Raw genomic sequence first — 13840 nt, forward strand, 5'->3', positions numbered from 1 at the left:
TTGGGGAAACCTTCTTTGCGATTGCCTCACTCAATTAAATTAATAAAAGTTGCCCTGATCGCATCTTTAAGCCTTGAGCTTTTCAGTTTTACATTGCCTGCCTATGCACTGGAAGGGGATGTGATCCGACCTTATGCAAGCCTGACATACTCCTATGATGATAATTTGAGGCGCTTCAGTAGCAAACAGCAGGCGGCTGGTTCCAAAATGTCTGATACCGTAATGATGACTGGTGTCGGGATTATTCTGGATAAGGAAATCAGCCGCCAGCGGATTTATGTCGATATTGGTGCCAACAAAACAAATTTTGACCGGAATTCGGAGCTGGACAACACTGGCCGAGATATGAAAGGGCGATGGGATTGGGAGCTTGGAAATCGTCTGGATGGGAAAATAGAGCTTACTCATAAAAAGGCATTGGTTCCATTTGCTGATTATCAAGCCCAGACTGGGCAGGGGTTGTCTTTGAATACGCGAACACAAGATTACCGTTTGTTGGAAGCTCGCTGGTTGTTCCATCCGAGATGGCGGGCAAGAGCGGCGTTAAGTAACTCGGAGACAGAATATGAAGTTCAGAAAGCATCAAATCTGGAAGAAAATGCATATGAAGTTGGGTTGGACTATTTGTCACCTAGTAGAAGTGTAGTTGGGGTTTTATATCGACATGTTAAAGGAACAAAGCCTACTCAAGTTTTTCAGGGAGCGTCTGTAAGTAATGATTATGACCAAGACGAGTTGAAACTCAATGTTGACTGGGCCGTTACAGGTAAATCTAAATTACAGTTCTTGGGTGGGCTTGTAGATAGAAAATATGATGAGTTCTCTGCGCGCGATTTTCGCAAGTTTAATATGCGTGGGAATTTTTCTTGGGCGCCGACCGGTAAAACAGGGCTCAATTTCTCTGCTTGGAAAGAGAATAATGCTCAGGCATTTGTGACAACTAGCTATACCGAGAATACAGGTGCATCAGTGGTGGGCAGTTGGTATATGACAAGTAAATTAACATTGCAAGGAAATGTAAAATACGAGAAACGGGACTTTGCATTTAACGATACTGGATTTGCTAGGGAAGACCGGTCAGATAAAGATAAGAATTACTCTTTGGCTTTAATATATAAACCAACTTTGTCATTTATGCTGAATGCATCTGTTACTCATAGTGCTCGGGACTCGAATGATGATAGATACGGATTTGATTCCAATGGTATTGCTTTAACTGGCCAATATGAATTTTGATGGTGGCTAAATGACGGTCAATGACATTCCATTAGTCGCTTTCTTCAAGCAGCTGCTAGACCCCTTGATTATCTTGGGGACATTATATGGCTTCACATTTTTATATGATGAGCCATTCAATGGGTATTACCTGATTCTGGCGTTACTGACTTATTTCGTTTCCTCCAATGTATATGAACGCCTGGATCTTTATCGTACTTGGCGTAGTGGCAAGGTGCTTGGTTACATTCGGGATATCTTGTTTGGTTGGACTATTGTTGTCGCAATACTGATATTTATTGGCTATGCGGCGGATTTGCATGGTCAGTATGATGCAGAGGTGGTTTATATCTGGCTCGGTTTGCTGCCTTGTTTTTTTATCATGGCGCACTTGACCATACGCAAGATCGCCTCTGATCTGTACAAAAATGGGGAAGTGCGCTCGGTGATCATTGTAGGCGCCAATGATATTGGCGTGCGGCTAGTCAATCGCATTAATGAAGACCCTTATCTCTTTATGGATGTAAAGGGTTTGTTTGATGATCGCGAAGTGTCGCGGCATCCGAAGGGAATGCGGGATATTCCCTTGCTGGGAGCAATGGCTGATATTGCTCCCTATGTGCGCGCCAACAATACCCAGATTATCTTTATCAGCCTGCCAATGTCTGCTCAGCCACGTATTCGCCAACTATTTGAGGATCTGCAGGATACAACGGCATCTGTCTATTTTGTGCCGGATATTTATATTTTTGATCTGGTGCAGGCGCGATTCGATGATGTGGCTGGTGTACCTGTGGTCGCGATTCTTGAAACGCCATTTACAGGTTTCAATAGTTTAGTCAAACGGACTAGTGACATTATTCTTGCTTCGCTTATCCTGTTAATGCTCTCACCGATCATGCTTACAATTGCGTTGGCTGTAAAGTTGACCTCCAAGGGGCCGATAATATTCAAGCAGCGGCGTTATGGTTTGAATGGCGAGGAAATTCTGGTATACAAGTTTCGCTCCATGACGGTCATGGAGGACGGTGATAAAGTAGTACAAGCACAGAAACGGGATCAGCGACTGACGCCTATAGGAGGGTTCCTGCGTAAAAATTCATTGGATGAATTGCCTCAGTTCATTAATGTTGTTCAAGGGCAGATGAGTATTGTCGGGCCGAGACCACATGCGGTCGCTCATAATGAGCAATATAGAAAATTGATTCGTGGCTATATGTTGCGCCATAAAGTCAAGCCCGGAATTACAGGCTGGGCGCAAGTCAATGGCTTGCGTGGTGAAACTGACACGTTGGATAAGATGGAAGCGCGGATCGAATACGATCTGGATTATTTGCGCCACTGGTCACTGGCATTTGATTTGTGGATCGTCGTCAGGACGGTGTTGGTGGTGTTTAAAAAAGATAATGCCTATTAATGGCGCAGTGTGATTTTGCAGAATTTTGAGGAGATTTAAAGTTGAATACCCAATATGGAGTTGCAATGAAACAATGGTCTAAGCTCACAAGCTGTGCATTGATCGCTTTGGCAATAGGCGCAGGTTTATCTGGTTGTGGCGACAAGTCGCACGACAGCAAGGCCAGCCAGTCGCTGGTGAGCGTCAACGGCAAGGAGATCACCGTTCACCAGCTCAATGAAGAACTGGCACGCGCAAACGTGCAGCCAGCCCAGAAAGATCAAGCCTCCAAGCAAATCCTCAATGCCCTGGTGGATCGCCAATTGCTGGAGCAAGCCGCCCTCAAGGCCAAGGTCGATCGTGACCCCAACGTGATGCAAGCCATTGAGCGTGCAAAATCACAAATCATTGCCCAGGCTTATTTGCAAGGCAAGGTTGCCAATGTTGGCAAGCCAGAAAAAACAGAGGTCGAAGCCTTCTATAAGCAAAACCCTGCGCTCTTTGCAGAGCGTAAGCTGGTGGAAATGGAGCAGCTGCTGATCGATTCACGCCATATCAATGATAACTTCAAGTCTGCACTGGGAAATTTCAAAACCTTGCAAGAAGTGGCCGTGTGGTTAGATTCCAAAGGCATTCAATATGACCGTGGCGAGGTGGCGCGCAGCGTGGCTGAGTTACCGCCGCAAATTTCTGAGCGGTTGAAAGATGCAAGAAAAGGCCAGCTATTTGTGATCGGTATGGGGCCAAGAACCATGCTGGTGCTGATGGATAGCGTGAAAGATAGTCCAGTATCTCTGACAGATGCTGCTCAGCAAATTGAGCAGATATTGTTGAATAAGAAACGTAAAGAGGTAGGGGAAGCTGAAATTAAGCGCTTAAGATCTGAAGCTAAGATAGATTATCTAGATAGCTCTGTTGAGAAGCCTAAAGAGATTGAGAATACTGTTGCTACAGAAAAGAAATCTAGCTCTGAGAGTGATATTGCCAGTGGTGTTAGTGGTTTGAAATAACAAGTTTAATTTACGCATGGGTTGATATGATGAATAAGATGATCAGGTGGTTATTTACTGCACTATTGGTAATGGTGATGGCGGGTGTACATGCCGCGGAGTCTGATACGGTGCTAGGGCCTGGCGATGTGCTTAAGATTTCTGTGTTTGAGCAGCCCGATCTTTCTCTTGAAGTGCGAGTGAGTGAGTCTGGTACGATAACCTATCCCTTGATTGGTGAAGTGCAGATTGGTGGGGAGTCTACGGCTGCTGCAGAGCGCAAAATTGCAAGCATGCTTGAGCGCGGGGGATATCTGAAAAACCCGCATGTCAATATTATTGTTGCTCAATTACAAAGCCAACAAGTATCCGTGCTAGGTCAAGTGAATCGCCCTGGAAGGTACCCGCTGGATTCTGCACGTACATTGGCTGATGTGCTTGCCCTCGCTGGCGGGGTGGCGCTTGATGGTGGTGATTTTATAACTGTGCTACGGAACAAAGATGACACAGTTGTGCGAGAAGAGGTCGATCTGACACAAATCATGCATAAGGGCATTCTTGAGCGCAATATCAAGATCAACGGTGGCGATATTGTATATGTTGAACGGTCTCCTCGATTCTATATTTATGGTGAGGTGCAACGTCCAAGTCAATACAAGCTTGAGCGGAATATGACAGTCTTGCAGGCTCTATCCACTGGTGGTGGCTTGAGTCTTCGAGGTACTGAGCGAGGCATAAAAATCAAGCGTCAAGATGACAATGGTGTCATACAAATCATTGATGCTAGGCCAGATGATTTACTGAAGCCAAATGACGTTGTGTATGTAAAAGAAAGTCTTTTCTAGTCAGAATTGGCCATATTGTTATTAAAGGTAAATAAATGAGCTTCTTTCAGTTCTTCTTTATATTGCGGGCTAGATACAAGGTTATTTTGGCAAGCTTGCTGGTGGTGGTGCTTGCCGCATTGGGCGTAAGTTTACTTATGTCCAAGACCTACAAGGCTACAGCTTCGGTATTGATCAATTATAAGGGAGCTGATCCCGTTACCGGATTGGCCGTGCCTGGACAATTGATGCCTGGTTATATGGCGACACAGGTTGATATTATTAGTAGTAAAAATGTGGCAAAGCAGGTCATCACAGATTTGAAGCTGGCTGACAATCAAGCTATTTACCAGAATTTTCAGGAAGCTACAGAGGGTAAGGGTGAGCTTGCAGACTGGTTAGCTGATATTCTGCTGAACAGTCTTGATATCCAGCCCTCTAAAGAAAGCAGCATCATCGACATTAGCTTCAAGGGTGCGAATCCTCAATTCTCTGCGATTGTTGCGAATGCTTTTGCAGAAGCTTATCTCAGGAAGAATATCGAATTGAAAGTGGAACCTTCTAAAAAGGCTGCCTTGTATTTTGATGAGCAGATCAAAGGCTTCCGCGAAAAATTGCAATTGGCTCAAGAAAGACTTTCTGAGTACCAGCAGCATAAGGGTATTGTCAGTCTGGATGATAGAATGGATGTAGAGCGTACCCGCTTGAGTGAGCTATCTTCTCAGGTCGTGGCTGCTCAAGCTCAGCGTATGGAGGCACAATCTCGCCAGCGGGGTGCCGTTGGCTCAGGCATACAAGACTCACCTGATATTGCGTCAAATCCCATAATTCAGAATCTTAAGACTGAGATTGCTAGGGCTGAGTCCAAGTTTGCAGAAATTTCCCAAAAATATGAGCGTAACCATCCCTTGTATCAAGGCTCTAAGGCTGAGATTGATAATCTAAAGGCTGAGCTTGCGCGCCAGGCACAGTCAGTGTCTGCCAATGTGGCGAGCAATTCTAGAATCCTGCAGCAAAGAGAGTCGGAGCTACAGGGCGCTTTAGCCGCACAAAAAAGCAAGCTGCTCGCACTTAACCGTGAGCGTGATGAGCTGATGATGCTGTCTCGTGAGGTTGAGAATGCCCAACGTGTTTATGATGTTGCATTGCAGCGTTTTACCAATAATGATATAGAGGCGCAATCCAATCAGTCAGATGTCATTATCCTCAATCCAGCAACGGCACCGATTAAGCCTTCCAGTCCTAAAGTATTTCTTAATCTGTTGATTGCAACTTTTGTTGGCACCTTGCTTGGTATAGGCTTTGCTTTATTACTTGAATTAATAGATAGGCGTATTCGTATGCCAGAAGATCTTTACATGGCAACGAAAGCACCTGTGCTAGGTGTGGTTGCAAAAGCGAGTACCAAATGGAAAGTATTAAACTCCTTTGGTGGTGGTCGTCCATTATTAAAATAGAGAGTCATTGAATGAGTAGCCCTGTACATCAAGAAAATCCATTGGTTGATGCCTTTTCTGATTTTAGTATTGGAAGCTTGCTTCTGAGAATGGGGAAGATCACCCCTGAGGATGCTGAACGGATCATGAGGCTACATAAGGAACGTGGAATACGTTTTGGTGAAGCTGCCCAGAGTCTAGGTTTGATTACGGAGCAGGATATCCAGCAGGTACTTGCAAGGCAGTTTGATTATCCGCATTTGCATTTATCAGATGATGAAATCTACTCTAAGGAGCTGATTGCCGCATATCAGCCGTTCAGTAAGCAGGTTGAGGTGCTGAGAAATATCCGTAGTCAGCTGACTCTCCACTGGTTTGATACAGAAAGAAAGTCCTTAGTCATTGCTGGAGCAAATGCTGGTGACGGTGTAAGTTACCTAATTTCCAATCTTGCGGTGGTATTTTCGCAACTTGGCCAGAATACCTTGCTGATAGATGCCAACTTGCGATCACCTAGGCAACACGAGATTTTCAGGCTAGATAATAAAAAAGGCTTGTCAGATGTGCTGGCTGGACGTGCTGATGCTGAAGTGATTTCAAAGCTTAACTCCTTCAATAGTTTGTCTGTTTTGACTGCAGGAACGCTAGCACCTAATCCGCAAGAGTTGGTGAGCCGCCCAGGGTTCCGTAATTTCATCGCCAAAGTGGAGAAGCAGTTTGATGTAATCTTGATTGATGCGCCAGCCGTGTCTTACGGCGCTGATGTCTACGCTATTGCTGCCTATGTGCGTGGTGTAGTGCTTGCTGCACGTAAGAACAAGACACGTTATGGCGACGTTTCTACTATTACCGAGCAATTCAATAACAATGGTACTCAGGTGGTAGGTAACGTGCTTGTAGATTTCTGAAATGAATAAGCATCTTCAACAGTGGCTAGGAGCCATTCGGCAGGTATGGCCACTCATTATCGGTTTCTTGATGCTGTATGTGCCAACCTATGTGCATCTTAGCAATACGGTCTGGAGAAGCGAGGAGCAGGCGCATGGTCCATTGATTCTCCTAATTGTGGGATATCTGATATACGTTAGAAGAGAGTTCTTCCTCAATAAGGAACCAGGTGAAGTTCCCCGCCCTTGGATCGGGACATTATTTTTCCTGGTAGGCTTGTTCTTTTACATGGTAGGGCATTCACAGGACATTCTGATTTTTGATTTAGGGTCACAGTTGTTTGTACTGATAGGGTTGCTGCTTATTACTCGAGGTCTATCGGCGGTCAGGGTTTTCTGGTTTCCCCTGTTTTTTCTGATTTTTATGATGCCATTGCCAGCGGGTTTAGTAGATGCAGTCACTATGCCTATGAAGATTGCGGTTTCCTATGTGGCTGAGTTGGTATTGTATGGAGTGGGTTATCCCATGGCACGTAGCGGAGTGATATTGCAGATTGGCCAATATCAACTACTTGTGGCAGATGCATGTGCTGGATTGCATACGCTGATGTCTTTGGAGGCACTGGGCTTGCTGTATTTGAATATTGTTAGAAGTCATTCCATGTTCAGGAATGTCACACTTGCAATCCTCATCATACCTATTTCGTTCATAGCCAATGTGATTCGTGTCATTACATTGACGTTAATCACCTATTACTTTGGTGATGCAGCAGGGCAGGGCTTTATGCATGGTTTTGCCGGTATGTTGTTGTTTATTGTGGCTTTGGTGTTGATTCTATGGATAGATACATTGTTGCAGTTCTTCGAGCGGAAATGGATAGCATCGCGCGTTCGGCAGGAATCTGTTTTAACATGAGTATCCAGTTGATTAGAAATCTGATATTGATGGTGTTGATGGTGGCGGCTCTGGTAGGAGCCAGCATCTGGAAGCCAACGCACAGACTGGCACAGGAGTTAGGCCCGATTCAGCTCGATAGCTTAGTCCCTGTGCAGTTCGCGGAATGGAGAGAGGTGCCGCAAGCTGTAGCCAATATTGTCAACCCTCAGCAACAAGAGACCATTGAGCGTATTTACAGCCAGACCTTGTCGCGTACGTATGTGAACGCACAGGGTGAATACATCATGCTCTCTATCGCGTATGGGGAAGACCAGAGCGATGCCAACCAATTGCACTTGCCAGATGTATGTTATCCGGCCCAAGGTTTTCAGGTGAGATCAAGCGAAAAGGGTACGTTGGAAACCGAGTTCGGGAGTATCAGGGTTAAGCGCCTTGTCACCTTTATGGGTAGCCGGATTGAACCTTTAACCTATTGGACAACTGTTGGTGGGTCGGTGGTTTCAGGCGCAACAGAGACCAAGATCGCGCAGCTGAAATATGGCTTGCGCTCTACTGTTCCAGATGGCCTGATTTTCAGAGTGTCGACCATTACTAGTGATACAGAGCACGCGTTTGAGGTGCAAAAGGCTTTTGTCAAAGAGTTTTTGCAGATTTTGCCAGTCGAGTTGCGTGCCAGAGTGGCTGGTATTTAATTTATTTGCGTTGTTTGATGTCAGACTTCTGTCTGGTGGTTAAGAATTATTTAAAATATATGAGGTAAGAAATGACAAAGAAAGTCGCATTAATCACGGGCGTTACCGGACAAGATGGAGCCTATCTGGCCGAGCTTTTATTGAGTAAAGGCTATATCGTCCACGGCATCAAGCGCCGTGCATCCTTGTTCAATACAGACCGTATTGATCACCTGTATCAAGACCCGCACGTTGATAACAAAAACTTCATCCTGCACTACGGCGACCTGACTGACTCCACCAACCTCATTCGTATCATCCAACAAGTCCAGCCAGACGAAATTTACAACCTGGCTGCCATGAGCCATGTCGCTGTCAGCTTTGATACTCCCGAATACACTGCCAATGCCGACGGCATTGGCACCCTGCGTATCCTCGAAGCCATCCGTATCCTTGGCCTGGAAAAAAAGACCCGTTTCTACCAAGCCTCCACTTCCGAACTCTATGGTCTGGTACAAGAAATACCACAAAAAGAATCCACCCCATTCTATCCGCGTAGTCCTTATGCAGTAGCCAAACTCTATGCCTACTGGATCACGGTCAACTATCGTGAGGCCTACGGCATCTATGCTTGCAACGGCATACTCTTCAATCACGAAAGTCCATTGCGTGGCGAAACCTTCGTCACCCGCAAGATCACCCGTGCATTGGCCCGTATCAAGCTCGGCCTGCAAGACAGTCTCTACCTCGGCAACCTGGATGCCCTGCGTGACTGGGGCCATGCCAAGGACTACGTTGAAATGCAATGGCTCATGCTGCAACAAGACCATCCAGAAGACTTTGTCATTGCCACTGGCGTGCAATACAGCGTTCGTGACTTCGTCAATGCTGCTGCCAAGGAACTTGACATCGCCATCACCTGGAAAGGCCAAGGCGTCGAAGAAAAAGGCTATGACAGTAACGGCAAAGCCATCGTCCAGGTTGATCCACGCTACTTCCGTCCTACCGAAGTCGAAACTCTCCTGGGTGACCCGACCAAAGCCAAACAAAAACTCGGTTGGACCCCCAAGACCACCTTCCAGGAGCTTGTCTCCGAAATGGTGCGTGAAGACCTCAAGAGCGCCCAGCGTGACGAACTCGTCAAAAAGCACGGCTTTGCTGCCTACGACTACAACGAGTAATCTGCATGGACAAACACGCACGCATCTATGTGGCAGGGCATCGAGGACTCGTTGGCTCTGCCATCGTCAGAAACCTCGAAGCTAAGGGATACACCAACATCCTCAAGCGCACCCATGCCGAGCTGGACCTCACTGACGACAAAGCCACCGACCAATTCTTTGCGGAATACAAGCCGGAATACGTCTTCCTGGCCGCGGCCAAAGTGGGGGGTATTGTCGCCAACAACACCTACCCGGCAGAATTCATCCGCGACAACCTCGCCATCCAGAACAGCGTCATCCATAGCGCCTGGAAGCACGGAGTCACCCGACTCCTGTTCCTTGGCTCCAGCTGCATCTACCCCAAACTGGCACCGCAACCCATGAAGGAGGAACACCTTCTGACTGGCCCATTGGAACCGACCAATCGTCCTTATGCGCTTGCCAAGATTGCTGGCATCGAAATGTGCTGGAGCTACAACCGTCAATACGGCACACAATACCTAGCAGCCATGCCCACCAATCTCTATGGCCCTGGTGACAACTATCATCCCGAAAACAGCCACGTCATTCCGGCCCTGCTGCGCAAGTTCCACGAAGCCAAGCAGAACAACCAACCGACGGTCACTGTCTGGGGCACAGGCACACCGAAGCGAGAGTTCCTCTACAGTGACGACATGGCTGACGCCTGTGTCTACCTCATGAACCTACCGCAAGACCAATACCAGGCTTTGTTGGGTAGCGATGAAAGCAAGACAGGTAGATTCGAACCGCCACTCATTAACGTGGGGGTAGGGGAGGATGTCACTATCAAAGAACTGGCGGAGCTCGTCAAACAAACAGTGGGTTACCAAGGCAACATCGAATTCGACACTACCAAGCCGGATGGCACGCCAAGAAAACTCATGAGTGTGGATCGGTTGGCTCAGGCAGGGTGGAAAGCGAGAACCGGTTTGGAAGAGGGGCTGCTTCATGCATATAAAGATTTCTTGCTGTCAGCTTAATGTCTCGATTGACTCAACTTAAAGCTGGAATTGCTTGGGGAGGGCTATCTGCCCTCCTAATGGCGGGTTTTCAACTGATGTTTATGGCTGTCATGGCGAGACTGTTGCAACCTGCTGATTTTGGTGTGATGGCTATTGCTAACGTTAGTTTGAGATTCTTAAGTTATTTTTCTCAAATGGGTGTGGGTGCAGCTATAGTTCAGAAACCTACGTTGGAGCAGGATGATGTTTCAGCAGCAGTATCAGTTTCTATCGTAATTTCTACTATTTGTTTTTTGATTTCTCTGATTAGTGCTCCACTTGTTGGTATCTTTTTTAAAATGCCAGCATTAACCCCCGTTTTATGTGCTTTATCTATAACATTTATTATTAATGGCTTTATTGCAATATCGATGGGGTTAATGCGCAGAAAAACAGAGTTCAAGAAAATTGCAATGATTGATTCCTTATCTTATATAGCAGGATATGGGATTGTTGGTATTGGAATGGCCGTAGCAGGATATGGTGTATGGGCACTTGTTGGTGCATCTATAGCACAACTATTCTTGACAGCATTACTAGCATATACAGTTACACGGCACTCACTCACCTTGAGACATTCATCCTCTGCGAGAAATCATTTTCTGTCTTTTGGGGGGCGATATTCTCTAATAGGGTTTGTTGAGTTTCTTTCTTTTAATTTTGATTCAATTATTATTGGTAAAACGCTTGGCGATACTGCTGCTGGTTTATATAACCGAGCTTTCTTGCTGGCAAATTTACCTGTACAACAACCAACCAATATTTTTACAAAGGCATTGTTTCCAGTACTCTCGTCAATTGGCAGTCAGTCATTGAAGCATGTAGTTAGCTTTGAAGTAGGATTGATATTTATTGGAGGGTATGCCTTTGCTGTTGGAGCGGGTCTCTCAATTGCTGCTCCTGACATTGTATTGGTGTTACTTGGGGATAGATGGTTAGATAGCATCCCTGTCTTGCAAGTATTAGGTCTATCTGTGGGGCCGCTTATTGTTTCTCATATTGCCGGTGTAACACTGGATTCCCTCGGGGAGCTCAAAATAAAACTGAGGTTCCAGCTAACTGCTTTAGTTATTTTGTTGATTTCAGTGTTTCTGGCAAGTCATTTCGGATTGGTTGCTATAGCCATTGCTATTGTATTTACTGAGTGGTTACGGATGACTGCTTATCTTTTCCTTATGCATAGAGTATTGCAGTGCAAAGCTCATGACCTGATTGTTGCTACAGCTAGTATTCTATTGCTTGGTGTATTTGTTGGCATGATGGTTTACGGGGTTATGCACGTATCTTCTGATATTCAGTCACCTGTAATCCGTTTGGCTGTACAGGCTCTAACAGGAGGGGGGGCTTCAATGATTGCATTTATCATATTGAGGAGCGCTTTGGGTAAGTTGGATTCTGTTCAGTTTTTACAGGATCGAATGCCTGTCATGAAAAAGATCTTTAGTTTTAACTTATCAAGATAGGCTAAATAGATTGCAGAAACCACTTCATATTGGAATCGTTGGCCCAGTGGCTACGAGAGATATAGTCCAGTATTTAAAAGGGGAAATTAACTCTTTACCCGAAGGGCATGCGGGGGCTCCTCTGATGGCTACACTTATTGGTGAGCTTTTGAGTAGAGGCTACCGAGTTTCAGTATTCACCACCTCGGCTGATATGTCACTGCTCAATAGCCGAGCAATTGAGGCTGGTATTGGTCAGCTTAAAATTTATTATATTCCAGCTAGACCAAAAGCATGGATGCCGAATGGTAGACGCTTAGGAAGGGTGGTTGATTTATTCGCATTTGAACGTCAAGGCTTGCAAAAAGCTATTACATCTGTAAGCCCTGATGTTATTCATGCCCATTGGGCTTATGAATATGCATGGGCAGCAATAAATACGGGTTTGCCGCATGTGGTGACCAGTCATGACTCGCCGATTAGAATTGCTAAGTTTTATAAAAATAGTGGATTAAAGTACTCTTTATATCGATGGTTACGTGCTGGGATGGCTAGATATGTTTTTAGCCGGGCAAAATGTGTTACCACAGTGTCGCCCTATATGGTGGGTGAAATTCAGTCATTTTGTAAGGTTGTTGTTGATGTAATTCCTAATCCACTAAGTAGTCAAATTTTTGAACGGAGTAAAAAGAGCAATTTAGCTTCGGTTAAGAAAATTCTTATGGTTGCTAATGGCTGGGATGCTCACAAGAACTCTGTTACCGCATTGCATGCCTTTGCTAAGTTGAGTGCCTTGATGCCATTGGTGGAGTTGCATGTCTTTGGACATGATCATGGTGAACGAGAGTCAGCATCGAAGTGGTGGTGCTCTCAAGGGTTTCAGGGGCGGATTCGTTTTCATGGTAGTGTTTCACATCAGAGGATACTGGATGAGATGACGGATGCAGATGTTTTGTTGCATTGCTCTCTTGAGGAGTCATTCGGGGCCGTTATTGCAGAGGCCATGGCTATAGGGTTGCCGGTTGTAGCTGGCGAGAATAGTGGTGCCGTTCCTTGGGTTGTTGGAAATGATGGGGTTCTTGTGGATGTTACTAATGCAGATGCTATTGCTGTAGTACTTGAAAATTTGTTAGGGAGTGCTGAGAGATTGCAAGAACTTAGCGAGGCATCTAGAAAATCTATGGCCGAACGCTTTTCTGTCCATCGAGTTGTTGATGCTTATTTGGATCAGTACAAAAAAGAAATGCTACATCGTGAAACTGTTGCTTAGATATATATTTACAATTTATGAAAAAGTGTTGTCTAAGATAAGTCAGTATCTCAGTCTGGTCTATTTGGATGTAATTGGAGTTAAAAGAGAGCAAGCTGTAAAGTTGATAGGTCGTCCTATTGTGAAGTTATATCCACGTTCTGAAATTAGCATCGGCGATAATGTTGTGCTTTGTTTGAACTCAGCTTTTACCGCGTTGGGGGTAGCTCACCCTGTAATAATACGTACTTTGCGATCTAGTGCAAAAATATCTATTGGCAATGATACAGGGGTTAGCGGTGGAACAATTTGTGCAGCTACATCTGTAAAAATCGGTCAAAGATGTTTAATCGGTGCAGATGTGATGATTGTTGATACTGATTTTCATGCAATTAAGCCTCTAAATAGAAGGCATAATAGTAATGATCAAGAAATCTCAACTAAGGCTGTAGAGATAGGGGACGATGTTTTTATAGGGATGAGGGCCATTATTCTAAAAGGCGTCACTATTGGATACGGTGCGGTTGTTGCGGCAGGAGCTGTTGTGACTAGAGATGTGCCTGCACGATCAATTGTAGCTGGAAATCCAGCTAAGGTTGTCAAATATATTCATTGAGTAAGTCTATTTCTTACTTCAAGCGAAAGTCA

At 45.3% G+C, this 13840-nt stretch carries 13 protein-coding genes; all 13 read left to right on the top strand.

The annotated features are described in order from the left end of the window. Positions 1-15 precede the first annotated feature (15 nt). The gene (epsL, locus tag V7Z75_RS02600) at positions 16-1236 is read left to right on the top strand and encodes an XrtB/PEP-CTERM-associated polysaccharide biosynthesis outer membrane protein EpsL (protein WP_334106994.1); all 1221 of its coding nucleotides are present in this window, start codon (positions 16-18) and stop codon (positions 1234-1236) included. 10 nt (positions 1237-1246) lie between these two features. Next, complete coding sequence (locus tag V7Z75_RS02605) at positions 1247-2632, top strand: undecaprenyl-phosphate glucose phosphotransferase (protein WP_334106995.1); 1386 nt, start codon at positions 1247-1249, stop codon at positions 2630-2632. A 65-nt stretch (positions 2633-2697) separates the two neighbouring features. Then, on the top strand, positions 2698-3621 hold the full coding sequence (locus tag V7Z75_RS02610) for an EpsD family peptidyl-prolyl cis-trans isomerase (RefSeq protein ID WP_334106997.1): 924 nt from the start codon (positions 2698-2700) through the stop codon (positions 3619-3621). 26 nt (positions 3622-3647) lie between these two features. Next, positions 3648-4445, top strand: a complete 798-nt coding sequence (epsE, locus tag V7Z75_RS02615) for a polysaccharide export protein EpsE (RefSeq protein WP_334106999.1) — start codon at positions 3648-3650, stop codon at positions 4443-4445. A 35-nt stretch (positions 4446-4480) separates the two neighbouring features. After that, entirely contained in the window at positions 4481-5881 is a 1401-nt protein-coding gene (gene epsF / locus V7Z75_RS02620) for a chain length determinant protein EpsF (RefSeq protein ID WP_334107001.1), read from the top strand. An 11-nt stretch (positions 5882-5892) separates the two neighbouring features. After that, positions 5893-6768 carry a chain length determinant protein tyrosine kinase EpsG gene (epsG, locus tag V7Z75_RS02625; RefSeq protein ID WP_334107003.1) on the top strand — a complete coding sequence of 292 codons (876 nt, stop codon included), beginning with the start codon at positions 5893-5895 and terminating at the stop codon, positions 6766-6768. Between the two features lies 1 nt (position 6769). Continuing rightward, entirely contained in the window at positions 6770-7663 is an 894-nt protein-coding gene (gene xrtB, locus V7Z75_RS02630) for an exosortase B (protein ID WP_334107005.1), read from the top strand. Continuing rightward, entirely contained in the window at positions 7660-8337 is a 678-nt protein-coding gene (gene epsI / locus V7Z75_RS02635; RefSeq protein WP_334107007.1) for an exosortase-associated protein EpsI, B-type, read from the top strand. The genes xrtB and epsI overlap by 4 nt, the downstream gene beginning before the upstream one ends. 71 nt (positions 8338-8408) lie before the next feature. Beyond that, complete coding sequence (gmd, locus tag V7Z75_RS02640) at positions 8409-9497, top strand: GDP-mannose 4,6-dehydratase (protein ID WP_334107009.1); 1089 nt, start codon at positions 8409-8411, stop codon at positions 9495-9497. A 5-nt stretch (positions 9498-9502) separates the two neighbouring features. Next, a complete protein-coding gene (locus V7Z75_RS02645) occupies positions 9503-10480 on the top strand; it encodes a GDP-L-fucose synthase family protein (protein ID WP_334107010.1) in 978 nt (325 codons plus the stop codon). After that, entirely contained in the window at positions 10480-11964 is a 1485-nt protein-coding gene (locus V7Z75_RS02650; protein WP_334107011.1) for a lipopolysaccharide biosynthesis protein, read from the top strand. Before V7Z75_RS02645 ends, V7Z75_RS02650 begins: the two co-directional genes overlap by 1 nt. 124 nt (positions 11965-12088) lie before the next feature. Further along, complete coding sequence (locus V7Z75_RS02655; protein WP_334107013.1) at positions 12089-13213, top strand: glycosyltransferase family 4 protein; 1125 nt, start codon at positions 12089-12091, stop codon at positions 13211-13213. Then, the gene (locus V7Z75_RS02660; protein ID WP_334107014.1) at positions 13197-13808 is read left to right on the top strand and encodes an acyltransferase; all 612 of its coding nucleotides are present in this window, start codon (positions 13197-13199) and stop codon (positions 13806-13808) included. The genes V7Z75_RS02655 and V7Z75_RS02660 overlap by 17 nt, the downstream gene beginning before the upstream one ends. The last annotated feature ends 32 nt before the right edge of the window (positions 13809-13840 follow it).

Source organism: Methylobacillus sp. (assembly GCF_036844465.1).
Lineage (GTDB): Bacteria > Pseudomonadota > Gammaproteobacteria > Burkholderiales > Methylophilaceae > Methylobacillus.